Source organism: Pseudomonas sp. C1C7 (assembly GCF_013359595.1).
In the GTDB taxonomy this organism is placed as follows: Bacteria; Pseudomonadota; Gammaproteobacteria; order Pseudomonadales; family Pseudomonadaceae; genus Aquipseudomonas.
Map to the genome: position 1 here is coordinate 87,016 of NZ_JABFMP010000023.1, position 25,682 is coordinate 112,697.

18 protein-coding genes and 2 riboswitches are annotated in these 25,682 nt (G+C 62.6%); of the genes, 9 read left to right on the forward strand and 9 right to left on the reverse strand.

Annotation, left to right across the window (positions count from 1 at the left end):
• Positions 1-25: 25 nt before the first annotated feature.
• Together HNO86_RS19050 and HNO86_RS19055 are read right to left on the reverse strand one after the other, a co-directional pair.
• The gene (locus tag HNO86_RS19050; protein WP_175378485.1) at positions 26-520 is read right to left on the reverse strand and encodes a DUF934 domain-containing protein; all 495 of its coding nucleotides are present in this window, start codon (positions 518-520) and stop codon (positions 26-28) included.
• Positions 504-2,162, reverse strand: a complete 1,659-nt coding sequence (locus HNO86_RS19055; RefSeq protein ID WP_175378486.1) for a nitrite/sulfite reductase — start codon at positions 2,160-2,162, stop codon at positions 504-506. Before HNO86_RS19055 ends, HNO86_RS19050 begins: the two co-directional genes overlap by 17 nt.
• A gap of 519 nt (positions 2,163-2,681) precedes the next feature.
• On the opposite strand from HNO86_RS19055, the gene HNO86_RS19060 reads away from it, so the two are divergent.
• Positions 2,682-3,767: an ABC transporter substrate-binding protein gene (locus tag HNO86_RS19060; protein WP_175378487.1), complete on the forward strand. Its 1,086-nt coding sequence runs from the start codon at positions 2,682-2,684 to the stop codon at positions 3,765-3,767.
• Between the two features lie 112 nt (positions 3,768-3,879).
• On the opposite strand, the gene HNO86_RS19065 is transcribed toward HNO86_RS19060, so the two are convergent.
• Together HNO86_RS19065 and metH are read right to left on the reverse strand one after the other, a co-directional pair.
• The gene (locus HNO86_RS19065) at positions 3,880-4,095 is read right to left on the reverse strand and encodes a DUF2970 domain-containing protein (protein ID WP_175378488.1); all 216 of its coding nucleotides are present in this window, start codon (positions 4,093-4,095) and stop codon (positions 3,880-3,882) included.
• Between the two features lie 173 nt (positions 4,096-4,268).
• Positions 4,269-7,979 (reverse strand): methionine synthase, encoded by a 3,711-nt coding sequence (gene metH, locus HNO86_RS19070; protein ID WP_175378489.1) that lies wholly within the window; start codon positions 7,977-7,979, stop codon positions 4,269-4,271.
• 153 nt (positions 7,980-8,132) lie between these two features.
• Here metH and HNO86_RS19075 point away from each other — a divergent pair, with 153 nt between their 5' ends.
• Both HNO86_RS19075 and nfuA read left to right on the forward strand, forming a co-directional pair.
• Positions 8,133-10,430, forward strand: coding sequence for a fatty acid cis/trans isomerase (locus HNO86_RS19075; protein WP_175378490.1), 2,298 nt, complete (start codon positions 8,133-8,135; stop codon positions 10,428-10,430).
• Positions 10,431-10,621: 191 nt separating this feature from the next.
• Positions 10,622-11,206, forward strand: coding sequence for a Fe-S biogenesis protein NfuA (gene nfuA, locus HNO86_RS19080; protein ID WP_175378491.1), 585 nt, complete (start codon positions 10,622-10,624; stop codon positions 11,204-11,206).
• 82 nt (positions 11,207-11,288) lie between these two features.
• Here nfuA and cobM read toward each other — a convergent pair whose 3' ends face one another.
• The 4 genes from cobM to HNO86_RS19100 form a co-directional block, all read right to left on the reverse strand.
• Positions 11,289-12,035 carry a precorrin-4 C(11)-methyltransferase gene (gene cobM, locus HNO86_RS19085; protein ID WP_175378492.1) on the reverse strand — a complete coding sequence of 249 codons (747 nt, stop codon included), beginning with the start codon at positions 12,033-12,035 and terminating at the stop codon, positions 11,289-11,291.
• 95 nt (positions 12,036-12,130) lie between these two features.
• Complete coding sequence (locus tag HNO86_RS19090; RefSeq protein ID WP_175378493.1) at positions 12,131-12,544, reverse strand: cobalamin biosynthesis protein; 414 nt, start codon at positions 12,542-12,544, stop codon at positions 12,131-12,133.
• Positions 12,541-13,251 carry a CbtA family protein gene (locus HNO86_RS19095; protein ID WP_175378494.1) on the reverse strand — a complete coding sequence of 237 codons (711 nt, stop codon included), beginning with the start codon at positions 13,249-13,251 and terminating at the stop codon, positions 12,541-12,543. Before HNO86_RS19095 ends, HNO86_RS19090 begins: the two co-directional genes overlap by 4 nt.
• An 11-nt stretch (positions 13,252-13,262) precedes the next feature.
• The gene (locus HNO86_RS19100; RefSeq protein WP_175378495.1) at positions 13,263-13,457 is read right to left on the reverse strand and encodes a CbtB-domain containing protein; all 195 of its coding nucleotides are present in this window, start codon (positions 13,455-13,457) and stop codon (positions 13,263-13,265) included.
• Positions 13,458-13,577: 120 nt separating this feature from the next.
• Positions 13,578-13,804, reverse strand: a riboswitch (cobalamin riboswitch).
• 162 nt (positions 13,805-13,966) lie between these two features.
• Positions 13,967-14,181: riboswitch (cobalamin riboswitch) on the forward strand.
• Positions 14,182-14,279: 98 nt separating this feature from the next.
• On the opposite strand from HNO86_RS19100, the gene cobW reads away from it, so the two are divergent.
• From cobW to HNO86_RS19120, 4 genes are all read left to right on the forward strand, one after another.
• Positions 14,280-15,341 (forward strand): cobalamin biosynthesis protein CobW, encoded by a 1,062-nt coding sequence (cobW, locus tag HNO86_RS19105; protein ID WP_175378496.1) that lies wholly within the window; start codon positions 14,280-14,282, stop codon positions 15,339-15,341.
• Between the two features lie 3 nt (positions 15,342-15,344).
• Positions 15,345-19,202 (forward strand): cobaltochelatase subunit CobN, encoded by a 3,858-nt coding sequence (cobN, locus tag HNO86_RS19110; protein ID WP_175378497.1) that lies wholly within the window; start codon positions 15,345-15,347, stop codon positions 19,200-19,202.
• A 68-nt stretch (positions 19,203-19,270) separates the two neighbouring features.
• Positions 19,271-20,269, forward strand: coding sequence for an ATP-binding protein (locus HNO86_RS19115; RefSeq protein WP_175378498.1), 999 nt, complete (start codon positions 19,271-19,273; stop codon positions 20,267-20,269).
• A 101-nt stretch (positions 20,270-20,370) separates the two neighbouring features.
• Positions 20,371-20,934, forward strand: coding sequence for a VWA domain-containing protein (locus HNO86_RS19120; RefSeq protein ID WP_372242543.1), 564 nt, complete (start codon positions 20,371-20,373; stop codon positions 20,932-20,934).
• A gap of 156 nt (positions 20,935-21,090) precedes the next feature.
• Here the strand turns inward: HNO86_RS19120 and HNO86_RS19125 are convergent, their stop codons facing one another.
• The gene (locus HNO86_RS19125; RefSeq protein WP_175378499.1) at positions 21,091-22,656 is read right to left on the reverse strand and encodes an MFS transporter; all 1,566 of its coding nucleotides are present in this window, start codon (positions 22,654-22,656) and stop codon (positions 21,091-21,093) included.
• 104 nt (positions 22,657-22,760) lie between these two features.
• Between HNO86_RS19125 and HNO86_RS19130 the strand changes: the two genes are divergently transcribed.
• A complete protein-coding gene (locus tag HNO86_RS19130) occupies positions 22,761-23,630 on the forward strand; it encodes a LysR family transcriptional regulator (RefSeq protein ID WP_175378500.1) in 870 nt (289 codons plus the stop codon).
• Positions 23,631-23,951: 321 nt separating this feature from the next.
• Positions 23,952-25,511 carry a TerC family protein gene (locus HNO86_RS19135; protein ID WP_175378501.1) on the forward strand — a complete coding sequence of 520 codons (1,560 nt, stop codon included), beginning with the start codon at positions 23,952-23,954 and terminating at the stop codon, positions 25,509-25,511.
• Positions 25,512-25,682 lie beyond the last annotated feature (171 nt).

The following is a 25,682-nucleotide window of genomic DNA, read 5'->3' on the forward strand; positions in this document are numbered from 1 at the left end:
CCGTATGGAGCCAGGGCTTTATTTGTTAACGACGACGGAACAGCGGCAGCGGTTCGTCGGTAGCGGCCTGATAGGTCACCGAGAAGTCCTTGAGACCTTCAAGGGCTTCGTACGGATCCTTATCGGCGCGAATGGCAAACGCATCGAAACCGCAGCGGTGCAGGTAGAACAGTTGGTCGCGCAGCACGTCGCCAATCGCCCGCAATTCGCCTTTGAAACCATAGCGGTCACGCAGCAGGCGAGCGTTGGAGTAGTTGCGCCCGTCGGTGAACGCCGGGAAGTTCAGGGCGATGACCTGGAACTGGTTAGCGTCTTCACCGATCTCTTCGGCTTCTTCATCGGCGTCCAGCCACACGCCCAGACCGCCATCGCGGGCCAGGAGCATACGGCTGTGTTCGCGCCACAACTGCAACGGAACGATGTAGTCGTCGCAGTTGGTGATCTCGTCGATGCTGAAGTCCTTGGGCAGCAGGTGCCAGGTTTCGTCGACGACTTCGTTGTTCTTAATGATTCGCTGCATAGACGCGCTCCTTGAAGAGGTCGATACCGATACGCTGATAGGTGTCGATGAATCGCTCGTCTTCGGTCCGTTGTTCGATGTACACGTCGATCAGCTTGGAGATCACGTCAGGCATGTCGTCCTGGGCGAAGGACGGCCCAAGAATCTTGCCCAGGCTGGCGTCGCGACTGGCGCTGCCGCCGAGGGACACCTGGTAGAACTCTTCGCCTTTCTTGTCCACGCCCAGAATGCCGATGTGGCCGACGTGGTGGTGACCGCAGGCGTTCATGCAACCGGAGATGTTCAGGTCCAGTTCGCCGATGTCGAACAAGTAGTCCAGGTCGTCGAAGCGACGCTGGATCGATTCGGCGATCGGGATCGACTTGGCGTTGGCCAGGGAGCAGAAATCACCGCCAGGGCAGCAGATGATGTCGGTCAGCAGGCCGATGTTCGGCGTGGCGAAACCTTTCTCGCGCAACTCGCCCCACAGGGTGAACAGTTTGTCCTGCTCGACGTCGGCCAGGATGATGTTCTGCTCGTGGGAAGTACGCAGTTGACCGTAGCTGTAGCGGTCGGCCAGATCGGCCACGGCGTCCAGCTGCTTGTCGGTGATGTCGCCCGGGGCAACGCCGGTCGGCTTCAGGGACAGGGTCACGGCAACATAACCGGGCTTCTTGTGCGCCACGGTGTTGCGGCTGCGCCAGCGGGCGAAGCCCGGGTGTTCCTTGTCGAGACCGGCCAGGGCGGCGGTCTGGTCGTCCAGGGCCTTGTAGTCCGGATCGACGAAGTGTTTGGCGACGCGATGCACTTCGGCTTCGGTCAGCGTGGTCTGACCACCGCGCAGGTGCTCCATTTCCGCATCGACTTTCTGCGCGAAGACTTCAGGGGTCAGCGCCTTGACCAGGATCTTGATCCGGGCCTTGTACTTGTTGTCGCGACGGCCATAGCGGTTGTAGACACGCAGGATGGCGTCGAGGTAGCTCAACAGGTCTTGCCACGGCAGGAACTCATTGATGAATGCCCCCACCACCGGCGTACGGCCCAGGCCGCCACCGACCAGCACACGGAAGCCCAGTTCGCCAGCGGCGTTGTGCACCGGCTCCAGGCCAATGTCGTGGACTTCGATGGCGGCGCGGTCGGAGGTCGAACCGTTGACGGCGATCTTGAACTTGCGCGGCAGGTAGGCGAATTCCGGGTGGAAAGTGGTCCACTGACGGACGATTTCGCACCATGGACGCGGGTCGATCAGCTCGTCCGCGGCGACACCGGCGAACTGGTCGGTGGTGACGTTGCGCAGGCAGTTGCCGCTGGTCTGGATCGCGTGCATCTGCACGGTGGCCAGTTCAGCCAGGATGTCCGGGATGTCTTCCACCGCCGGCCAGTTGAACTGCACGTTCTGCCGGGTACTGATGTGGGCATAGCCCTTGTCGTAGTCGCGGGCGATCTTGGCCATCATTCGCATCTGGCGCGAAGTCAGTTGGCCGTAAGGCACCGCAACCCGCAGCATCGGCGCGAAGCGCTGGATGTAAAGCCCGTTCTGCAGGCGCAGGGGACGGAATTCTTCTTCGCTCAGCTCCCCTGCCAGATAGCGTCGGGTCTGATCACGGAACTGCTTTACGCGGTCCTCGATGATCCGCTGATCGTACTCGTCGTATACGTACATATAAGTCCTGTTCTCAGGCTGGGTCGCTCGGATACAGCTGCGTTTTTGTGCTTGCCGCAGTCCAAGAGCCACTGCAATTCTGCGCGCACGGCCGCGCACTCCCTTCGGAGCCGGGGCAAGATACCAGTTTGCAGTTATGCGCAAAAGTGATGTTTCAATATATGTAAAGAACCAAATCGCCTAACGAGAATGGTTGTCAGCTAACCCACATTTGTCGTGCGGGCAATCATCGTCTTAACTCTGGTCGAGTCTTTCTGCAATCACCGATAAAACCGACAAGAGGCGATGCAATGAGCAACCCAACCAAAGCAAGGAAAAGCGATAGCACGGTCGATGCCTGGGCGATTCTGTTCCTGATCATTCTGGTGGTCGGCACAGCGATTTTCTGGGTGAGTCATCAATAAACGACCCGCCCGGGCTCTGTTCCGACGATTGTCGGACAAAAACTGCAACAAACGCCGTTTTGCGGGTGTTCGCTGGCTATAATGCGCGGCGAATTTCCGGGGGCTCGGGCGATAAATGTTGAAGTTTCTGTGTGGCGTGCTGCTGGCGCTGGCCACGGTCCTCGGACCTTGCGCGCAGGCCGCATCGGTGCTGTTTCTCAATCCGGGCAACACCAGGGAAGTGTTCTGGGTCAGTTATTCGCAATTCATGCAGGCGGCCGCCAAGGACCTGGGCATGGATCTGCACATTGAATATTGCGATCGCGATCCTGGCCTCATGGTCAGCAAGGCTCGGGAAGTACTGCAGGGGCCCAAGCGCCCGGACTATCTGGTCTTCGTCAACGAGCAATACATTGCCCCGGAAATCCTGCGCCTTGCCAAGGGCAGCGGGGTGAAGCTGTTCATCGTCAACAACGCCCTGACCCAGGACCAGATGCAGCTGCTGGGCACCCGGCCCGATAAATACCCCGACTGGATCGGCAGCCTGGTGCCCAACGACGAGGAGGGCGGCTACCTGATGCTCAAGGAACTGATCCGCCTGCGCGGGCCGGTGCCTGCGGGTGAGTACATCGATCTGCTGGCTTTCTCCGGACTGAAAATCACCCCGTCGGCGCAGTTGCGCGAAAAGGGCATGCGCCGGGCGCTGGCCGAGCATCCCGAGGTGCGCTTGCGTCAGTTGGTCTATGGCGGCTGGAATCATGAGCGGGCTTACGAGCAGGCCAAGCTGTTGTTCAAGCGTTATCCGCAGACCGCGCTGGTCTGGTCGGCCAATGACGAGATGGGTTTTGGCGTAATGCGCGCTTTTGAAGAGTCAGGCGGCAGACCCGGCAAGGATGCACTGTTCGGCACCATCAACAACTCGCCCGCAGCGTTGCATGCGTTGCTGGATAACCGGTTGAGCGTATTGCTGGGCGGGCACTTCAGCCTGGGCGGCTGGGCGCTGGTGCAGATCCACGATTACGACGAAGGGGTCGACGTCAGCCAATACGGCGGCCGGGACCGGCAGATTCCGTTGTTGCAGCTGATTGACCGGGCGCAGGCCAGGCAGTTGCTGGCGATGGGGAATGCGCAGGGTTTCGGTGTGGATTTTCACAAGCTTTCGGCCAAGGGGCGGCCGACGTCGTATCGCTATCCGTTCAGCCTGCAGACCCTGATGCATTGACACGACCTCTGTAGGAGCGAGGCTTGCCCGCGAAGAGGTCGGTGCATCCAGCATCAATTTGGCCTGACACACCGCTTTCGCGGGCAAGCCTCGCTCCTGCAGGGGAATGTGATCACAGGGCCAGCATCAGCACCAGCTTGACGATGCCGAACAACGTCAGGGCAAACACCACCGTAAACAGAATCCCCAGCACGATGAAGTGGCTGGGTTTGCCGTGGGTGAAGTCCCGGGCGCGATTCTTTCCGCTTTGTACCCCGAATGCGGCGGCCATGACGCTGTGCAGCATCTGCCAGAAGGTCGGCGGCTTGTTGTCGACTGGATCGTCCATAAACCCCTCGTCACGGATGTGTGAGAGGTAAGCATAGACAATTCAAGGCATGCACGAACCCCATGTGGGAGCGGGCTTGCTCGCGAATGCGTGGGTACAGTCAACAATGATGTTGTCTGACACTCCGCTTTCGCGAGCAAGCCCGCTCCCACATTTTGACCGAGTTGTCTGGTTTACTCGTCGTAACCCAGGTTCGGCGCCAGCCAGCGTTCGGTCACGCTCAGTTCCTGGCCCTTGCGCGAGGTGTAGCTCTGCACCTGGTCCTTGTCGATCTTGCCCACGGCAAAGTACTGCGCCTGAGGGTGAGCGAAGTACCAGCCGCTGACCGCTGCCGCCGGGAACATCGCGTAGTGTTCGGTGAGGAACACGCCGCTGCGGCCGGCACGCATCTCGCTGGATTCAGGGTCAAGCAGGGCGAACAGCGTGGCCTTCTCGGTGTGATCCGGGCAGGCCGGGTAGCCCGGGGCAGGGCGGATGCCGCTGTATTGCTCCTTGATCAGCGCTTCGTTGTCCAGAACCTCGTCCTTGGCGTAACCCCAGTGCTCTTTACGCACCTGCTGGTGCAGCCACTCGGCACAGGCCTCGGCCAGACGGTCTGCCAGGGCCTTGACCATGATCGAGTTGTAGTCGTCGCCCGCGTCCTGATAGGCCTTGGCGACTTCCTCGGCGCCGATGCCGGCGGTGGTGATGAAGCCACCCACGTAGTCGGTCAACTCGCTGTCTTTCGGCGCGACGAAGTCGGCCAGGGAGAAGTTCGGCTTGCCGTCGGTCTTGATGATCTGCTGGCGCAGGTGATGCAGCTTGGCAATCGCCTTGCCGTCATCGCCATAGAGTTCGATGTCATCATCACGCACCTGATTGGCCGGCCAGAAGCCGAACACCGCGCGGGCGCTGATCAGCTTCTCGTCGATCAGCTTGGCGAGCATGGCCTGGGCATCGGCGTACAGCGCGGTGGCGGCTTCGCCGACCACTTCATCCTGAAGGATGCGCGGGAACTTGCCGGCCAGGTCCCAGGAAATGAAGAACGGCGTCCAGTCGATGTACTCGGCCAGCACCTTCAAGTCGATGTTATCCAGCACTTTGCTGCCGGTGAACGTCGGTTTGACCGGGGTGTAGCTGCCCCAGTCGAACTGCGGCTTTTTCGCGATCGAGGCGGCGTAGCTCAGGCGCTCGGTGCGGGCGCTGCGGTTGGCGGTGCGCTCGCGGACGTCGATGTACTCCTCGCGGGTCTTCTCGACGAAACCGGCCTTGAGCTCCTTGGACAGCAATTGCGTGGCCACGCCCACCGCACGGGAGGCGTCGGTGACATAGACCACCGCATCGTTGCTGTACTTGGGTTCGATCTTCACCGCGGTGTGCGCCTTGGAGGTGGTGGCGCCACCGATCATCAGCGGCAGATGGAAATCCTGGCGCTGCATCTCGCGCGCCACGTGGACCATCTCATCCAGCGACGGAGTGATCAGGCCGGACAGGCCGATGATGTCGCATTTCTCGTCCTTGGCCACCTGCAGGATCTTCTCCGCCGGCACCATCACGCCCAGGTCGACGATGTCGTAGCCGTTACAGCCCAGCACCACGCCGACGATGTTCTTGCCGATGTCGTGCACGTCGCCTTTTACCGTGGCCATCAGGATCTTGCCCTTGGCTTGCGGCTTGTCGCCTTTTTCCAGTTCGATGAACGGAATCAGGTGGGCTACGGCCTGTTTCATCACGCGGGCGGATTTCACCACCTGGGGCAGGAACATTTTGCCGGCGCCGAACAGGTCGCCCACGATGTTCATGCCGGCCATCAGCGGGCCTTCGATCACTTCGATCGGACGGGCGAACGACAGGCGCGATTCTTCGGTGTCTTCGACGATGTGGGTGGTGATGCCCTTGACCAGTGCGTGCTCCAGACGCTTGTTGACGTCCCAGCTGCGCCATTCTTCGGTCTCGGCTTCCTTGGTGCTGCCGTCGCCCTTGTACTTGTCGGCGATGGCGAGCAGGGCGTCGGTGCCTTCCGGGGTGCGGTTGAGAATCACGTCCTCGACGGCGTCGCGCAGCTCCACAGGGATCTGGTCGTAGATCTCCAGCTGGCCGGCGTTGACGATACCCATGGTCAGGCCGTTGCGGATCGCATACAGCAGGAACACCGAGTGGATCGCCTCGCGCACCGGGTTGTTGCCACGGAACGAGAACGACACGTTGGACACGCCGCCGGAGCTCAGGGCGTAGGGCAGCTCGTCGCGGATGTAGGCACAGGCGTTGATGAAGTCCACAGCGTAGTTGTTGTGTTCTTCGATACCGGTGGCCACGGCGAAGATGTTCGGGTCGAAGATGATGTCTTCCGGCGGGAAGCCGACTTCGTTGACCAGGATGTCGTAGGAGCGTTTGCAGATTTCCTTCTTGCGCGCTTCGGTGTCGGCCTGCCCGACTTCGTCGAACGCCATCACCACCACGGCGGCGCCATAGCGCTTGCACAGTTTGGCGTGATGAATGAACTGCTCGACGCCTTCCTTCATGCTGATCGAGTTGACGATGCCCTTGCCCTGGATGCACTTGAGGCCGGCTTCGATCACTTCCCATTTCGAGGAGTCGATCATGATCGGTACGCGGGAGATGTCCGGTTCGCCGGCGATCAGATTGAGGAAGGTCACCATGGCCTTCTTCGAATCGAGCATGCCTTCGTCCATGTTGATGTCGATCACCTGGGCGCCGGCTTCGACCTGCTGCAGGGCGACTTCCAGGGCTTCGGTGTAGTTGTCTTCACGGATCAGGCGGGCGAACTTGGCGGAACCGGTGATGTTGGTGCGCTCGCCGACGTTGACGAACAGCGAGTTGCGATCGATGGTGAACGGCTCCAGGCCCGAGAGACGGCAGGCCTTGGGAATGTCCGGGATCTGGCGCGGCGCGTAACCGGCCACGGCCTTGGCGATGGCTTCGATGTGGCCCGGGGTGGTGCCGCAGCAACCGCCGACGATGTTCAGGAAGCCGCTCTGGGCAAATTCTTCGATGACCTTGGCGGTCTCGGCCGGCAGCTCGTCGTACTCGCCGAATTCGTTCGGCAGGCCGGCGTTCGGGTGCGCCGAAACGTGGGTGCTGGCCTTGTCCGACAGCTCTTCCAGGTACGGACGCAGTTCGCGGGCGCCCAAGGCGCAGTTCAGGCCCACCGAGATCGGCTTGGCGTGGGCCACGGAGTTCCAGAACGCTTCGGTGGTCTGGCCGGACAGGGTACGGCCGGAGGCATCGGTGATGGTGCCGGAAATCATGATCGGCAACTCGATGCCCAGCTCTTCGAACACGCCCTGCACGGCGAAGATCGCAGCCTTGGCGTTGAGGGTGTCGAAGATGGTTTCGATCAGGATCAGGTCGGCGCCGCCTTCGATCAAGCCCTTGGTGGCCTCGGTGTAGTTCTCCACCAATTCATCGAAGGTCACGTTGCGGTAGCCGGGGTTGTTCACGTCCGGGGACAGCGAGCAGGTACGGCTGGTCGGGCCGAGCACGCCGGCGACGAAGCGCGGCTTGTCCGGGGTCTCGAGGGTTTTCGCGTCGGCGACCTTGCGCGCCAGGCGCGCGCCTTCTACGTTCAGTTCGTAGACCAGTTCTTCCATGCCGTAGTCGGCCATGGAAATCCGGGTGGCATTGAAGGTGTTGGTTTCCAGAATGTCGGCGCCGGCATCCAGGTAGGCTTTCTCGATGCCCGCGATGACGTCCGGACGGGTCAGGACCAGCAGGTCGTTGTTGCCCTTGACGTCGCTGGGCCAGTCGGCGAAGCGTTTGCCACGGTAATCCTGCTCTTCAAGCTTGTAGCTCTGGATCATCGTGCCCATGCCGCCATCGAGAATCAGGATGCGCTCTTTGAGGGCGTGCTTGAGAGCTTGAAGGCGAACGCTGCGATCGGACATTTGGACTACTCGGAAAGGCCATGACGAAAGGCCGGGATAATAGCAAACCTGTGCGCTTTTGGAGCATGTCAGGCTTTTGCATGAATATCGCTCATGTTGGCACGGCCCGCGGGCCGGTAGAATCGCGGCGTTTTCAAGGATCGGGATCAGGACATGTCGTATCGCGTCGTCATCAGCAGTCTGTTGCTGTGTTTGAGCTGGGGCGCCATGGCGCAGACACCGGCGGCTACTCCTGCCATTTCCTATACCCGCGACATCCAGCCGATCTTCACCGAGAAGTGCGTGGCCTGCCACGCCTGCTACGACTCGGCCTGTCAGCTCAACCTGGGCAGCGGCGAAGGCGCGGCGCGGGGCGCGAGCAAGACCCCGGTCTACGACGGTGATCGGGGCCAGGCCGCCGCACCGACCCGGCTGTTCTATGACGCGTTCGGCAAGCGGGCCTGGCAGCAGAAGGGTTTTTACTCGGTGCTCGACGCCCAGGGCAGCCAAGCGGCATTGATGGCGCGGATGCTTGAACTGGGCCACCGCACGCCGCTGCAACCCAATGCCAAGCTGCCGGAAGACATCATCCTGGGTCTTGACCGCGACAACGTCTGCGCGATGCCGGCGGAATTCGACGGCTACGCCAGTACCCATCCACAGCAGGGCATGCCCCTGGCCGTGACCGGCTTGACCGATCAGCAATACCAGACCCTGCAACGCTGGCTGGCGTCGGGCGCGCCCATCGACGAGCAGGGCCTGGTGCCGAGCGCGAAGGAAGCGCTGCAGGTCGTTCAGTGGGAAAACTTGCTCAACGCGCCGGGCGCCCGGCAGAGCCTGGTTGGACGCTGGCTGTTCGAACACTGGTTTCTGGCGCACATCTATTTCAAGGACGGCGAGCCGGGGCATTTCTTCCAGTGGGTGCGCTCGCGCACGCCCACCGGCCAGCCGATCGACCTTATCAGCACCCGTCGCCCGAACGACGACCCCGGCACCGAGTTCTATTACCGCCTGTGGCCGGTGCAGGGTGTGATCGTGCACAAGACTCACATCACCTATCCGCTGAGCGCGGCGAAGATGGCCCGGGTCAAAAGCCTGTTCTACAACGGCAACTGGCAGGTCACGGCGTTGCCGGGCTACGGACCGCAAAGCCGGGCCAATCCTTTCGCGACCTTCGAGGCGATCCCGGCCCAGGCGCGCTATCAGTTCATGCTCGATAACGCCGAATATTTCGTGCGCACCTTCATTCGCGGCCCGGTGTGTCGGGGGCAGATCGCCACGGACGTGATCCGCGATAACTTCTGGGCCCTGTTCCAGGCACCGGAACACGACCTCTATATCACCGACCCGAATTACCGCGGTCAGGCGACGCCTTTACTGGCGATGCCGGGGCAAAACGACGACGTCGGCAGCGTGCTGAGCCTGTGGCACAACTACCGCAACAAGCGTAACGAGTACGAGGCGCTGCGGCGTGACAGCTACGCCGATCTACCGGCGCCCAGTTGGTCGACCCTTTGGGCCGGCAATGACAATGCCTTGTTGAGCATCTTTCGCCATTTCGACAGCGCTGCCGTGACCAAGGGGCTGATTGGCGAAGTTCCGCAGACGATGTGGCTGTTCGACTACCCGTTGCTGGAGCGCACCTATTACCAGTTGGCGGTGAATTTCGATGTGTTCGGCAATGTCTCCCATCAAGCCCAGACACGACTTTATTTCGACCTGATCCGCAACGGTGCCGAGCAGAATTTTCTGCGTCTGATGCCGGCGGACTCACGGGAGGGTTACCTCGACGATTGGTATCAGAGCAGCGGCAAAATCAAGATGTGGCTGGATTACGAAGACATCGATGACGACAAGCCGACTGCGTTGAAGCTCGATGAAAAAGACCCGAAATACGATTTCGCGATGCAGCTGCTGGCGCGCTACGGCGAACTCAACGCCAAGCCGGACCCGATCAACCGCTGCGACGGTGCCTATTGCTCACGGCCCAACATCGACCCGGACCTGCAAAACGCCGAGCAGGCCCTGAGCCGCCTGACTTCACGCCCGGCCGCCGGGCTCAAGGTGATCGATCAATTGCCGGAAGCGACCATGCTGCGGGTCGAGACGGCCAGCGGCAAGCGGGTGGTCTACAGCCTTTTGCGCAATCGGGCCCATAGCAATGTGGCGTTTCTTTTGGGCGAGTCGTTGCGCTATCAGCCGGAACTGGACACCGTGACCATTTTCCCGGGGGTTCTGAGCAGTTATCCCAATTTCATGTTCAACATCCCGGCCGCCGAGGTTCCGGAGTTTGTCGATGCCATGGAAAATGCCAAGGACGCCAACCGCTTCGAGAAAATCGTCGAACGCTGGGGCATTCGCCGCAGCCATCCGCAGTTCTGGCAGTACTTCCATGACTTGAGCCGCTACATCCACGAAACCGATCCGGTGGAAGAGGGCGTATTGGACATGAACCGCTACGAAAACCTCTGATCTCCCACGATCCCCTGTAGGCGCTGCCGCAAGCTGCGATCTTTTGATCTTCAAAAACAAAATCAAAAGATCGCAGCCTGCGGCAGCTCCTGCACGGACGGGTTTGTCAGAATCTTTCCCGACAAAAATACTGGGACTTTGTCCGGCGCGATGATTGGCGTAAACTGCGCCCAAGCCTGCGAGGAGTTTCCATGACCGCTATTACCATCACCGACGCCGCCCACGATTATCTGGCTGATCTGCTCTCCAAGCAGAACACCCCGGGCATCGGCATCCGCATCTTCATCACCCAGCCTGGTACCCAATACGCCGAAACCTGCATTGCCTACTGCAAGCCGGGCGAAGAAAAGCCCGAAGACACGGCGCTGGGGCTCAAAAGCTTCACCGCCTACATCGACGGCTTCAGTGAAGCGTTCCTCGATGACGCCGTCGTCGACTACGCCACCGACCGCATGGGCGGCCAGCTGACCATCAAGGCGCCAAACGCCAAGGTGCCGATGGTCAACGCCGACAGCCCGATCAACGAGCGCATCAACTATTACCTGCAGACCGAGATCAACCCGGGTCTGGCCAGCCACGGCGGTCAGGTCAGCCTGATCGATGTGGTCGAGGACGGCATCGCCGTTCTGCAGTTCGGCGGCGGCTGCCAGGGCTGCGGCCAGGCCGACGTGACCTTGAAGGAAGGCATCGAGCGCACCCTGCTCGAGCGCATTCCGGAGCTCAAGGGCGTTCGCGACGTGACCGACCACACGCAGAAAGAAAACGCCTACTACTAAGGTGTTCGCTGCGAAATGAAAAAAACGGCGCACCGTGAGCGCCGTTTTTTTTGCCTGACTGATTCATATACCTGTGGCGCCTTCAAGGCCGATACAGGTGCGCATGCCCGGCACGGTACAGCGAAGACTCACTGAACTGATCGCTCCCCAACACCCGGCCCACCAGTATCAACGCCGTACGCCGAAATCCCTTCTCGGCCACCTTCCCGGCAATATCGCCAATCGTCCCCACCACCCAATCCTGATCTGGCCAGGTCGCGCGGTGAATCACGGCGATCGGACAATCCTCGCCGTAATGCGGCAACAGCTCGGCGAGGATTTTCTCCAGATGATTGACCCCAAGGTGAATCGCCATGGTCGCCCCGTGCTGCGCCAGGCTGCCCAGGTCTTCGCCGGCGGGCATTGCGGTTTTATCGGCATAGCGGGTCAGGATTACGCTCTGGGAGATGTCCGGCAACGTCAGCTCCGCACCCAGCAATGCTGCGCACGCAGCAGTCGCTGTCACTCCGGGAATGATTTCGAACGGGATGCCAAGCTCACGCAAATGGCGAATCTGCTCGCCGATGGCGCCATACAGGCTCGGATCGCCGGAATGCACGCGGGCCACGTCCTGGCCGTTGGCATGGGCGGCCTTGATCAGATCGATGATCTGTTCCAGGTGCAACTCGGCGCTGTTGACCACTAACTCGGCGCTGTGTCCTTCCAGCACGGCGGTGGGCACCAGGGATCCTGCGTAGATGATGACCGGGCAGCTGCGGATCAGGCGCTGGCCCTTGACGGTGATCAGTTCCGGGTCGCCGGGGCCGGCGCCGATGAAGTAGACGGTCATCGTCGGTTCCTATTGATAGAGAGCCTGTAAAAGAGAGGCGCGCAACGCTTCAGATGAAGATTGCTCATGATCGAAGGCGGGGATTATCGGGGATTTCAGGCCGCGCCGGCCAATGCCAGAGTTGCCTGGGCATATTTTTGTCGCCGGATCAGCAGTTTCACCGGCGCCTTGGCCAATTGCTCGGCCAAGGCGAGGGCCGCGCTTTCCGCCACACCGTAACAGCCGGTGCGTTCGAAGGCGATCTGCGAATGGTGGCTGAGCAACGGTTCGTAAGGCGTCAATTGCTCGCTGCTGAAGAACACCATCGGCAGGCCAAGCTGCGCGGCCAGTTCGATCAGCGCCGGTTCATCGCGCTTGAGGTCGATGCTGGCCAGGCCTTTGACCTGCTGCAGCGGAATCTGGTGAGCCTGCAGCGCCTGATCCAGCAGGGCCCGCAGCGTGCTGACGGGGCAGCCGCGCTGGCAACCCAGGCCGACCACCAGGGTCGGCGCTGCGTTGGTATCGGTCATGCGTGGTATTGACCGTCGCCTTTGCGGCGGAACAGCCAGGCGCTGATCAGGCCCAGGGCCAGCCAGAACGCGACGTTGGTCAGCTGCGAAGCGATTTTGAACTGGGCTTCCAACGCTTCAGGCGCGAGCATCGAATGCACTTCCGGCTGCGGAGCGCCGATCACATGGGGAACGGCAATGATCGCCGCGCCCAGCACTTTCAGCAGCCAGTGGCGACCGAAAGCGATCAGCGCAATGCCTGCGGCGGTAGAGGCGGCGGTGCCGATCCACCACAGTTGGCGTTGCGCCAGATCCGCCGCGGCGGTGCCTGGCAACTCAGGTGGCAGACCGAGGGTCGGCGCCAGCACGAAGGTGGCGTAACCGGCCAGGCCCCAGAGCAGGCCCTGGGAGGTTTTGGTCGGTGCGCGCAGGGTGTAGAGACCGGCCAGCATCAGGGCGAAGCCAACGGCGACTACCAGATTGCCGCCCGTGGTCGACAGCACGCGCTGCCAGCCGTCTTCCGGCTCCCAGGCTTCGGCATCGTGGGTGTGCGCAGCAACGGCGCCTTCGTGGGTGTGTTCGTGGACTTCAACCGCGGCAGGTTCGGCTTTTTCGTAGGTCTCGGCCTGCAGAATCAGCGGCGAGACCCAGAAGCTTTGCAAAAGGGTCAGCAGCAGGGCGGCCAGCAGGCCGGTGAAACCTGCGGTCTGGGCAATACGCTTGATCATGTCGGCAGGTCTCAATGGCACGGGAACGCAGCGCTGTGGCGGGTATCGTGGGCAGCGTTGTGCACCGCTTCGATGTGCGAGAAGCCGGCGAAATAAACCAGACACGCACCCAGGATCGACGCGCAGAAGGCGGCGGTCAGGCGTTGGGTCAGGGTCGTGGTGCTGCTGGCGGATTGGCTGTGGCCGGTGCTGCTGATGATCGACATGGCGTTTCCCTCTGGTCTGTCAGCGGGCAATCAAAAGCGCATGCAGAGGCCCCGCACGACCGAGCGCGCAGGGATTCGAACAGCGCCCGCCCACCGCGGGTTTGTCATTCAGTTGAAGTCTGATTACTTCGTGTTGCGGGCCGGTCTCCGGGCTCGCGAGGGGTAGTAGCCTGTGGCTCATACCGAAAAGCATCACCTTCCCATGCCGTATCGGCACAGTGGATCTGACGCTTCGCTCGCTTACCGTTGCGGGGGCAGCACCGGACTGACGTGGCTTTGAGTAAAGCACACGATTCACCGGTTTCCCGTTTCACCCTGTGAAGGGCACCCGTAACAAGTTGTGTAGGAGAGCATGGGCGGGGGTGGGGCGTCAATTGGCAAGCGTTCTCATGTGGTTAATGTAGGCGCTGCCGAAGGCTGCGATCTTTTGATCTTGTTTTTAAGAGCAAAATCAAAAGATCGCAGCCTTCGGCAGCGCCTACAGTGATTGACCGGTCCGGACGCGATGCGTAGCCTTGCGCTTTCGAGGTTCTTCGGCATTTTTGCCGAAGCTAAGAAGGGAACGCGGTCGATGCCGCGGCTGCCCCCGCAACTGTGAACGGTGATGTTCGCTGCCACGCCACTGCACGCTCAGCGCTTGAGCCCGCGGGAAGGCGCAGCCAACGCCAGTCGACCGACCGGCACACCGTCAGCCAGGAGACCTGCCTCGATACAGATTCTCACTACAACCGGGCGGGGTGATCCGGTGGCGAACACTGGCGGCGCGCGTGCGCGTGGCCGCTTCTCGTCCCGTATGCCCGCCACCTTGCCAAAGGGCATCCGATGAAAACACTGGCCAAACTCCCCGTCACCATCGTTACCGGCTTTCTGGGCTCGGGCAAAACCACCTTGCTGCGGCACATGCTGGACAACGCCCAGGGTCGCCGTATCGCGGTGATCGTCAACGAGTTCGGCGAGTTGGGCATCGACGGCGAAATTCTCAAGCAGTGCTCCATCGGCTGCACCGAAGAAGAGGCCAGCGGCCGCGTCTATGAACTGGCCAACGGCTGCCTGTGCTGCACCGTCCAGGAAGAATTCTTCCCGGTGATGCGCGAACTGGTGGCCCGTCGCGGCGATCTTGATCACATCCTCATCGAAACCTCCGGCCTGGCGCTGCCAAAGCCCCTGGTCCAGGCCTTCCAGTGGCCGGAAATCCGCAGCGCCTGCACCGTCGACGCGGTGATCACCGTGGTCGACAGCCCGGCCGTTGCCGCCGGCACCTTCGCCGCGTTCCCCGACCAGGTCGATGCCCAGCGCAAACTCGATCCGAACCTGGACCACGAGTCGCCGTTGCACGAATTGTTCGCCGACCAGCTGTCGAGCGCGGACCTGGTGATCCTCAACAAGGCCGACCTGATCAACCCTGCAGACCTGGCCCGCGTGCGCCTGGAAGTGGCCGAAGAGCTGCCGCCGGCGGTGAAAGTCATCGAAGCCAGCAACGGTCGCCTGCCGCTGGACGTGCTGATCGGCCTGGGCGCCGGCTCCGAAGAACACATCGACGGCCGTCACAGCCATCACGATCATCACCACGAAGGCGAGGACGATCACGACCACGACGCCTTCGATTCGATTTCCATCGAGCTGCCGCAAGCCGACGAAAGCCTGCTGCTGGACGCCCTGACCCAACTGGTGGTCAAGCACGGCATCCTGCGGGTCAAGGGCTTCGCGGCGATCCCGAGCAAGCCGATGCGCCTGCTGATCCAGGGCGTGGGCACCCGTTTCGACAAGCACTTCGACCGCAAGTGGAACGCCGATGAAGCGCGCATCACCCGTCTGGTGCTGATCGGCCAGGAGCTGGACGCCGCCGCGATCGAAGCGCAGTTGCGCGCCGCGCTCAGCGTGTAAGCCATGCACCTGCTCAGGACCCAGCCCGGCGGTTTCGTGTCGGATGACAACATCGCCGACCTTGGACAAACCCCCGCCGAGCTGGTGATCCTGTGCAGCGGCGACTCCAGCCTTGCGCTGCTCGCCGAAGCGGCGCAGCAGTTGCCCGAGGATTACCCCAGCATGCGCCTGGCCAACCCGATGCAGGTGCAGAACCACGCATCGGTCGACCTGTACGTCGATGAGGTGCTGCGTCACGCCAAGGTGATTCTGATTTCGCTGCACGGCGGCATCGCCTATTGGCGCTACGGCGTCGAGCGGCTGGTGGAGCTGTCGCAGCGGGGCGTGCAATTGATCCTGGTGCCGGGCGATGATCGCCCTGACCCGGAACTCAGCGACCTGAGCACAGTCATCGCCGAAGATCGCGACCGGCTCTGGCACTTTCTGCGCCAGGGCGGCATGGCCAATGCGCTGAACCTGTTTCGCTGTCTGGCCAATCGCTGGCTGGGCCGCGATTACCCTTGGGTCGAGCCGCAGACCCTGCCACGCACGGCGATCTACCACCCGATAAAAAGCCCCGCGACGTTGCAGGATTGGCAGGCCGACTGGCAGGCCGGTCAGCCCGTGGCGGCGGTGCTGTTCTACCGCTCGCATTTGCAGGCGGCGAACACCGCTTTCATTGATATTTTCTGCCAGCGTTTGCAGGCGGCGGGGCTTAACCCGTTGCCGATCGCGCTGGCCAGTTTGAAAGAGCCCGGCTGCCTGTCGGTGGTCGAGGACTGGCTGGATGAAGTCGAGGCGGGGGTGATTCTGAACACCACCGGCTTCGCCCAGTCCAGCCCCGAAGCGCCGCATTTGCGCCCGTTTCGCCGCAATATCCCGGTGATTCAGGCGATCTGCGCCCAGGACAACGAACCGGGCTGGCGCGCCAGTGAGCAGGGCCTCGGCCCGCGGGATCTGGCGATGCACATCGCGCTGCCCGAGCTGGACGGGCGGATCATCAGCCGGCCCATCAGCTTCAAGGATCTGGCCTGGCGCAGCGAGCGCAGCCAGTCCGACGTGGTCTGCTACCGGCCCGCCGCCGAACGCATGGACTTCGTCGCCGAACTGGCGCGGCGCTACACCGATCTGGCGCGCCTGCCCAACGCCGAGAAACGCGTGGCGCTGATCCTCGCCAACTACCCGACCCGCGATGGCCGTATCGGCAATGGCGTGGGGCTCGACACCCCCGCGGCGGCGCTGAACATTCTGCGGGCGCTGCAGCGGGAAGGTTATCCGCTGCCGGCCGAATTGCCCGACAGCGGCACCGCGCTGATCCAGCAGTTGCTCGGCGGGGTGAGCAACGACCTCGATAGCCTCGACCAGCGTCCGTGCCAGCAAAGCCTGGCCATGGACGATTACCTGCGGATGTTCAACGCACTGCCCGAAGCCAATCGCACCGCCGTGCTGGAACGTTGGGGCACGCCGGACAGCGATCCGATGTGTCGGGGCGGGCGGATGATGATCGCCGGCCTGCGTTTCGGCCTGACCTTTGTCGGCATTCAGCCGGCCCGGGGTTATCAGGTCGACCCGAGCGCGGTGTACCACGACCCGGACCTGGTGCCGCCCCACGGCTACCTGGCGTTTTACTTCTGGCTGCGCAACACCTATGGCGCCCACGGCGTGATCCACGTCGGCAAGCATGGCAACCTGGAATGGCTGCCGGGCAAGGGTGTCGGGCTGTCCGACAGCTGCTGGCCCGACGCGTTGCTCGGCCCGCTGCCGAACATCTACCCGTTCATCGTCAACGATCCGGGCGAGGGCGCCCAGGCCAAGCGGCGCACCCAGGCGGTGATCATCGACCACTTGATGCCACCGCTGACCCGCGCCGAAACCTACGGCCCGCTGCGCAACCTGGAACTGCTGGCCGACGAATACTACGAAGCGCAACTGCTCGACCCACGCCGCGCCCGGGAGTTGCAGCGCGACATCCTGCAACTGGTGCGCGACACCCACATCGACCGCGAACTGCAACTGGACGAGCAGCTGGACAGCGACGCCGATGCGGCGATCTGGCTGCCACGGCTCGACACCTATCTGTGCGATTTGAAGGAGTCGCAGATCCGCGACGGACTGCATGTGTTTGGCGAGTCGCCGGTGGGGCGGTTGCGCATTGATACGTTGCTGGCGCTGTTGCGCATTCCGCGAGGGGATGGGCGCGGGGCGCAGTCGAGTCTGTTGCGGGCGTTGGCCAGGGCGTTCGAGTTGGGGTTCGATCCGCTCGATTGCGCGTTGGCCGAGCCGTGGAACGGGCCACGGCCAGAGCCCTTGTTGTCGATCAGTGATGAGCCGTGGCGCACCACCGGCGATACCCGCGAACGCCTCGAACTGTTTGCCGCACAACTGATCTCGCAAGTTTTAACTGCCATCCCCAAACCCTGTGGGAGCGGGCTTGCCCGCGATAGCGGAGTGTCAGCAAACAATAATCTTCCTGACCCACCGCTATCGCGGGCAAGCCCGCTCCCACAGGGGTCGTGCTGGATGGAAGTGAACGCCATCCTCGACAACCTGCGCGAAGTGATCGCACCAACGCTGGACGCCTGCGGCCCGGCGGAAATGCGCGGCCTGCTCGACGCCCTCGGCGGCCGCTTCGTCCCGGCAGGCCCCAGCGGCGCACCGAGCCGTGGCCGCCTGGACGTACTGCCCACCGGGCGCAACTTCTATTCGGTGGACGTGCGCAACCTGCCCACCACCACGGCGTGGCGCATCGGTTTCCAGTCGGCCAACCTGATCCTCGAACGTCACCTGCAGGACCATGGCGATCACCTGCGCCAGCTCGGCCTGTCGGTGTGGGGCACGGCGACCATGCGCACCGGTGGCGACGACATCGCCCAGGCCATGGCGTTGATGGGCGTGCGTCCGGTGTGGGCCACCGGCAGCCAGCGGGTCGATGATTTCGAGATCCTGCCCTTGAGCCTGCTCGACCGACCGCGAGTGGACGTCACGCTGCGGGTGTCGGGATTCTTCCGCGATGCCTTTGCCAACCTGATCCGCCTGTTTGACGCCGCCGTGCAGGCGGTTGCCGCGCTGGATGAACCGGACGATCTGAATCCGCTGGCGGCGAAAGTGCGGGCTGAACGCGAGGCCCTGCTGCAATCCGGCCTCGATGAAGACACCGCGCGACGTCAGGCCGGCTGGCGCATTTTCGGCGCCAAGCCCGGTGCCTATGGCGCGGGCGTGCAGGGCGCCATCGATGGGCGCCTGTGGCAGAGCCGCGAGGATCTGGCCGAGGTTTACCTGAACTGGGGCGGTTACGCCTATGGTGGCTCCGACGAAGGCACCGCCGCCCGCGAGCACTTCGCCCAGCGTCTGAGTCAGGTGCAGGCGGTGCTGCAAAACCAGGACAACCGCGAGCACGATCTGCTCGATTCCAACGACTATTACCAGTTCCAGGGCGGCATGCTCGCTGCCGTGGAGAGCCTCAGTGGCGAGGTGGCGGCCAGTTATCACGGCGACCACAGCCAGCCGGACTTGCCTCGGATTCGCACACTCAAGGAAGAACTGAACCGGGTGATCCGCTCCCGCGCGGCCAATCCGAAGTGGCTCGAAGGCGTCAAACGCCACGGCTATAAAGGCGCGTTCGAAATGGCCGCCACCGTGGACAATCTGTTCGCCTTCGACGCCACCACGCAGTTGATCGACGATCACCAATACGCGTTGCTGGCCGATGCCTATCTGCTCGACCCGGCAACCCGTGATTTCGTTCGCGAACACAATCCGCATGCCCTGCGCGACATGACCGAACGTATGCTCGAAGCACAGCAGCGGGGGATGTGGAAGGAGCCGGGGGAGTATCGCGAGGCGCTGGAAAATCTGTTGCTGGATATAGAAGAAGATGGCTGATCACCACAGGTACCAAGGTGGCTGTGATATTTATTGATAAAACAACGACCACGACAGAGAAAAGCGCAATGACCGACACTCCCCATTTCCCCCTCTCCGCCGTGGTCGGCGCCGATGACTTGAAACTGGCCCTGTACCTCACCGCCATCGACCCGAAAATCGGCGGCGTACTGATCGAAGGCCCGCGGGGCATGGCCAAATCGACCCTGGCCCGGGGCCTGGCCGATCTGCTGGCCAGCGGCCAATTCATCACCTTGCCCCTGGGCGCCACCGAGGAACGACTGGTCGGCACCCTCGACCTGGACGCCGCCCTGAGCGAAGGTCGCGCGCAGTTTTCCCCGGGCGTGCTGGCCAAGGCCGACGGCGGTGTGCTCTACGTCGATGAAGTCAATCTGCTGCCCGATCACCTCGTCGACCTGTTGCTGGACGTGGCCGCCAGCGGCACCAATCTGGTCGAACGCGATGGCATTTCCCACCGGCACTCGGCGAAGTTCGTGCTCATCGGCACCATGAACCCGGAAGAGGGCGAGTTGCGCCCGCAATTGCTCGACCGTTTTGGTTTGAACGTCGCCCTCAGTGGTCATACCGCGCCGGCCGAGCGCGGGCAGATCATCCGTCGCCGCCTGGATTTCGACAGCGATCCCCAGACCTTTTGCGCCGAATGGGAAAGCCAGCAATACGATCTGCGTGAACGTTGCCAGAAGGCGCGCAGCGCATTGGCAAGCATTCCCCTGGATGACGACGCGCTGGCGCAGATCACCGAGCGTTGTTTCGCCGCCGGCGTCGATGGCTTGCGCGCCGATCTGGTCTGGCTCCGCGCAGCCCGGGCCCACGCTGCCTGGCGCGGAGCCGAGGCCATTGCCGAAGAGGATATCGACGCCGTGGCGGGGTTCGCTTTGCGCCATCGTCGTCGCGAGCACACACCGCCTGCGCCGCAGTCCGGCCAGTCGCCCTCCGATCAGAACACCAACCCCGGCGAAGGCCAGGGCCAGTGGGGCGAAATGCCGGCCCAAGCGCTGCCAACCGGCGCCCGCCGCGAAGTGCCGAGCTGGCCAAAAAAGCCCTAGGCATTCGCCCCCGGTCCGACGCGGGGGCGAATGCCAGACCCCGCGCCGGACGCCTCGATCATGGCAAGCAGGGCAAGCGACACAGCGCCCGCAACGGCTCGGTGAACTGGCCCGGCACCTTGCTCAATGGCCGGCCACGGCATCGTTCGGATCTGTTGTTCCAACTGCGCACCCGCTCACCCCATGAGCTGTGGCTGGTGATCGTCGATGCCTCGGCTTCGACCCGTCGGCATCAGGCGTTGAGCGATGCCAAGGGGTTGTTGGCGCAACTGTTCGATGACGCTTACCGCCGGCGCGCGCGACTGGCCTTGTTGACTGCCAGTGGCGCGGTGCCGAAGTGGCAGGTGCAAGGGCTGAAGGCGTCCAGCGGTTTGCGCCATTGGCTCGATGGGCTTGGCGCCGGTGGTGGCACGCCGTTGCTGGCGGCGCTGGGCGAGGCAGGGCACTGGCTGGCTTCGCGGCGCAAGCGCTTTGCGGCGGAGCAACAACGGTTGCTGGTGGTGACCGATGGCCGATTGAAGGAGTGGTCGACGCTTGCGGCCCTTGAGTGTCCGGGGTTGGTGATCGATATCGAGCGCGGGCCGATTCGCCTTGGGCGCAGTCGGGTGTTGGCCGAGCAGTTGCAGGCCGAGTATCGGCATATCGATGAGCTGTTGCCTGGTTGAATCTTGTATTGCCCTAGCCGGCCTCTTCGCGGGCAAGCCCGCTCCCACAGTTATCGCGATGAGCACAACATTTGTGTACGACGCAAAACCCTGTGGGAGCGGGCTTGCCCGCGAAGGCGCCAGACCCGTCACCCTCACTGCGGGTACCGACGTCACTCAAGCACCAGCGCTTGTGACGGCTGCCAATGGCCGGCTCTGCGACGAGACGGGAATCGGATTACGCATCAGTGTGCCGACCAGCAGCGCCGCCAGCAGTCCCGCCAGCCCCGCCACCCACAACAACAAACTGAAACCGCCGACGAATGCCTGACGGGCCAAGGGCTCGATCAGCGGTTGCGCGGCTGGCGGCAACAGGTTCATCGCCGCCGTCATATCCCCGGCCACCACCCGCGAGGCAATTGCGTGGGCCTGCTCCAGCCACTGCCCGCCCTGCGCCGCCAGGCTGTCATGCAGCAACTGTTCGCTGTGGCCGGCCAGCAGCGCGCCATAAATTCCGATCCCCAGCATGATCGCGCTGAAACGCATGGTGGTGCTCATGCCCGAAGCCATGCCGGTGCGTTCCCGAGGCACGCACGCCATGATGTTTTTCTGCGTATCGCCATTGAGCAGGCCGGCACCGGCGCCGGTCACGGCAATCGCCAGGGCGAAGGGCAGGTAGCCACCGCTGGATGCCGCCCAGGCGCTGAGCAGATTGCCGCTGCCCACCAGCGCCAGTCCGGCCGCCATCATGTTCGCCGGGCTCACCCGCCCGGCCAGTCGCGCACCGATCCGCGGAAAGATCAGCATGGTCACGGCAAACGGCAGCATGCCCAGACCGGCGGCAATGGCGCTGAAACCCAGGCCGTTCTGCAGGTAGAACGGCAGCATGGTCATCATCACCTGGGCGCAGGCGGCATAGAAGAACATGCCGAGCAGGGCGCCGATAAAGCGCGGGTGACGGAACAGCTGCAGGTCGATCATCGGCCGCTGCTGCACGCGCTCGATCAGCACGAACAGCCCCAGCAGCGCCGCGCCACCCAGCAGGCGCATCCAGGTCACGGAGTTGTTCCAGCCAATGCGGTTGGCTTCGATCAGGCCCCAGATCAGGCACAACAGGCTGGCGCTGAATGCCAGGCTGCCCCACGGATCGAGCCTTGCAGACTGGGTATCGCGGGATTCCGGCACGGCGCGCCGGACCATGTACATCAGGAACAGGCCCACCGGCAGGTTGAGGTAGAAAATCCAGCGCCAGCCGACGTATTCGGTGATCAAGCCGCCCAGGGTCGGCGATGCGGTGGTCGCCACGCCCATGCAGATGCCCCAGAAGGCCCAGGCCTTGGCCCGTTCCACTTCATCGTGAAAGGTGTGGCCGATGGAGGCCAGCGCCGAGGTCAACAGCAATGCGGCACCGACGCCCTTGATCGCCCGGGCGATATCGAGGAACAGAGCCGTGGGCGCGGCACCGCAACCGAGGGAGGCGAGAATGAAAATCCCCAGTCCCCACATCAGCATTTTCTGCCGACCGAAGCGGTCGGCCAGGCTTCCTGCGGGCAGCAGCAAGGCGGCGAAGGCCAGCATGTAGGCACTGACCACCCACTCGATATCGGCGAAATTCGCGCCCAGATCCCGGGCGATGCTCGGCAAGGTAACGGCGACGATATTGGTGTCGAGCACGATCAACGAACACACCGCGGAGGCGGTGAGCAGGGTCAGGCGCGGGCTCACCCGGGGTTTGACGGACATGGCGGGCATTCTCTACTGTGAGGTTGCCTGCAGCTTATCGCCGATTGCTGGTGCCTTCGTTAGGCATGCATCATCACTTCATTACCTTTGAGCTAATGCACCGAATGGACATCCGCCATTTCCGCTACTTCCTCGCCGTCGCCCGGCATCGCAATTTCACCCGCGCCGCCGAGCAACTGGGCATCGCGCCGCCGACCCTGACCCGGCAGATCCAGGACATGGAAGCGGAGCTGGGCGCGCGGTTGTTCATTCGCCAGGCGCGGGATGTCAGCCTGACCGAAGCCGGCGCGGCGCTGATGATCGAGGCCGACGCCACGGTGCGCCAGTTCGAGTCGGCGCAGCGCAACGCGCAACGCGCCGGGCGTGGCGAAATCGGCCATATCGAGCTGGGTTACGTGGCGTCGGCGGTGTATTCCGGGCTGCTGCAAAAGCAGGTGCAGGGCTTTGCCGGCGAATATCCGGATGTGAGCCTCAACGTGCGCGAAAGCCCGATGGCCAGCCTGGGCAATATGATCCTGGAGGGGCGTTTCGATCTGGGGTATGTCCGATTTCCGCTAACCATGCCCGAGGGCATCGAGTCGGTGCGGCTGATGGCCGAGGGCTTCGTGCTGGCGTTGCCGGTGAATTCCTGGCTCAACCGCCTGCCATCGATCAACTCGGTGCACCTGCAGAATGAAAACTTCATCCTTCCCGAACAGGTCATTGGCACCCTGCAGGTCGCCGCCAAGGGCAATTTCTCGCCAAAGCTGGGGGCGCAACCCGGGGGACTGGTCGCGGTCATCGCTCTGGTATCTCTGGGACAAGGGGTGGCTGTGGTGCCCGAATCAGTGGTCGGTCATGTCAGTCTGCCTAACGTGGTCTACAAGCCGATCGAAGATTGCGACGCCACGTCATGGCTGGCCCTGATCCATCGCCGCTTCGAAAAGTCTCCCGCGGTATTGCGCTACATCGAAAGAGTCCGCCACTGCGCCTGATCCCTGCAGGAGCTGGCTCAATCCTGCAGGGCAGGCTGCGATCTTTCGCTCATCTACAGATCTTGAAATGATTTCCCGCTGTGGGAAATGTCCTTCTCGCCTGTACGATTCAAGTCCTTTTCCCTTTTCAGGACCCGCATGAACACCCTCACGGAGCCCCCCAGTTCTCCTTCCTCCCTGCGCCCACGCGCGCTGCTGACGCACGCGAAACACCCGGTCTTTCGGCCTTCGAACACCCCGAACATCGCAACCCTGTGGCCTCTGTGCCGCGCTTTGCCGTGCCCGGCATTCTGAATTCACTGAAGAGATCGAGATATCTATATGGAATGGTTAGCCGACCCCACCGCCTGGTTGGGCTTGTTGACACTGATTGTGCTGGAGCTGGTACTGGGTATCGACAACCTGGTGTTTATCGCGATCCTCGCGGACAAGTTGCCGCCGCATCAGCGCGACCGTGCGCGCATCATCGGTCTGTCCCTGGCGTTGATCATGCGCCTGGGCCTGCTGGCGAGTATTTCCTGGCTGGTGACCCTGACCCAGCCGCTGTTCGAAGTGTTCGGCAAGAGCTTCTCCGGTCGTGACCTGATCATGCTGTTCGGTGGTGTGTTCCTGCTGTTCAAGGCCACCATGGAATTGCATGAACGTCTTGAAGGCCACGTCGGCCAGCGTACGGCCAACACCACTTACGCGCTGTTCTGGCCCATCGTGGCGCAGATCGTGGTGCTGGATGCGGTGTTCTCCCTCGATGCGGTGATTACCGCCGTGGGCATGGTCGACGAACTGGCGGTGATGATGATCGCGGTGATCATTTCCATTGGCCTGATGATCGTCGCCAGCAAGCCGCTGACCCGCTTCGTAAACGCGCATCCGACGGTGATCATGCTGTGTCTGGGCTTCTTGATGATGATCGGCTTTGCACTGACTGCCGAAGGCCTGGGCTTCCATATTCCGAAGGGTTATCTGTATGCGGCCATCGGTTTCTCGATCCTGATCGAGGTGTTCAACCAGATCGCCCGCGCACGTCGCAAGCGTTCGATGCAGGGCCTGCGCCCGATGCGTGAGCGCACTGCCCACGCGGTGATGCGTTTGCTCGGCGGGCGCAAGCTGGCGGTGGAAGAGGTCGGTGAAGAGATTGCCGACATGCTCGATGACGGTGAGGCGCCGAGTGAAGAGCTGTTCGACCGTCGCGAACGGGTGATGATCAGTGGCGTGCTGCAACTGGCCGAGCGGCCGATCCGCACCCTGATGACCGTGCGCGCGGATGTCGACCACATTGATCTGGCCGATGACGCCGAGACCATTCGTACGCGCCTGATGCATTCGTCCTACTCGCGCTTGCCGCTGATTCGCAATGGCGCGGTGGATGAGCCGCTGGGGTTCGTGCACAAGAAGGAGTTGCTCAAGGAGTTCCTGGCCGGTAACCAGCCTGATCTTGCCCATCTGGCGCGTCAGACGATTAACCTGCTGGACAGTTACTCGATCCTCAATGCCCTGGAGCAGATGCGCAAGGCGTCCACGCACATTGCGTTTGTGGTCAACGAGTTCGGCGATTTTGTCGGCGTGCTGACCATGACCGACATTCTCGAGTCGATCGCCGGCGAACTGCCGGACGCCAGCGAGATCGAGGGCCCGGATGTGGTCGAGGACAAGGGCGGGTTTGTGGTCAGCGGTGCCCTGAACCTGGCGAGGGTCCGTCAGCGCACCGGCTTTGCGGCGCAGCCGACTGACGATTACCAGACCCTGGCCGGGCTGGTGGTGAGCCTGCTGGATCGGTTGCCGATGATTGGTGACAGCCATGAGTGGGAAGGGTGGCGGTTGACGGTCATGTCGGTTGAGGAGCGGCGGGTGACGCGGGTTTACCTGGCGCGTATCGGCGAGTGATTTTGCTCCCGCAGTGTTTCGCGTCGTGCACCGCGTTTGAGTACGACTCGGTACCTGTGGGAGCGGGCTTGCCCGCGATGCTTTTTGGGTTGTGTACATATCCATTGCTGCGGGCGCGGCCGCTTTCTTTGTTTCGGCCTGGCGGCCGACTCCCTTTGGCAAACGCCGGAG

Bases quoted from the DNA above. Each gene is read 5' to 3' on its own strand.
- HNO86_RS19050 (WP_175378485.1), bottom strand. From the start codon at position 520: ATGCAGCGAATCATTAAGAACAACGAAGTCGTCGACGAAACCTGGCAC.
- HNO86_RS19055 (WP_175378486.1), bottom strand. From the start codon at position 2,162: ATGTACGTATACGACGAGTACGATCAGCGGATCATCGAGGACCGCGTA.
- HNO86_RS19060 (WP_175378487.1), top strand. From the start codon at position 2,682: ATGTTGAAGTTTCTGTGTGGCGTGCTGCTGGCGCTGGCCACGGTCCTC.
- HNO86_RS19065 (WP_175378488.1), bottom strand. From the start codon at position 4,095: ATGGACGATCCAGTCGACAACAAGCCGCCGACCTTCTGGCAGATGCTG.
- metH (WP_175378489.1), bottom strand. From the start codon at position 7,979: ATGTCCGATCGCAGCGTTCGCCTTCAAGCTCTCAAGCACGCCCTCAAA.
- HNO86_RS19075 (WP_175378490.1), top strand. From the start codon at position 8,133: ATGTCGTATCGCGTCGTCATCAGCAGTCTGTTGCTGTGTTTGAGCTGG.
- nfuA (WP_175378491.1), top strand. From the start codon at position 10,622: ATGACCGCTATTACCATCACCGACGCCGCCCACGATTATCTGGCTGAT.
- cobM (WP_175378492.1), bottom strand. From the start codon at position 12,035: ATGACCGTCTACTTCATCGGCGCCGGCCCCGGCGACCCGGAACTGATC.
- HNO86_RS19090 (WP_175378493.1), bottom strand. From the start codon at position 12,544: ATGACCGATACCAACGCAGCGCCGACCCTGGTGGTCGGCCTGGGTTGC.
- HNO86_RS19095 (WP_175378494.1), bottom strand. From the start codon at position 13,251: ATGATCAAGCGTATTGCCCAGACCGCAGGTTTCACCGGCCTGCTGGCC.
- HNO86_RS19100 (WP_175378495.1), bottom strand. From the start codon at position 13,457: ATGTCGATCATCAGCAGCACCGGCCACAGCCAATCCGCCAGCAGCACC.
- cobW (WP_175378496.1), top strand. From the start codon at position 14,280: ATGAAAACACTGGCCAAACTCCCCGTCACCATCGTTACCGGCTTTCTG.
- cobN (WP_175378497.1), top strand. From the start codon at position 15,345: ATGCACCTGCTCAGGACCCAGCCCGGCGGTTTCGTGTCGGATGACAAC.
- HNO86_RS19115 (WP_175378498.1), top strand. From the start codon at position 19,271: ATGACCGACACTCCCCATTTCCCCCTCTCCGCCGTGGTCGGCGCCGAT.
- HNO86_RS19125 (WP_175378499.1), bottom strand. From the start codon at position 22,656: ATGTCCGTCAAACCCCGGGTGAGCCCGCGCCTGACCCTGCTCACCGCC.
- HNO86_RS19130 (WP_175378500.1), top strand. From the start codon at position 22,761: ATGGACATCCGCCATTTCCGCTACTTCCTCGCCGTCGCCCGGCATCGC.
- HNO86_RS19135 (WP_175378501.1), top strand. From the start codon at position 23,952: ATGGAATGGTTAGCCGACCCCACCGCCTGGTTGGGCTTGTTGACACTG.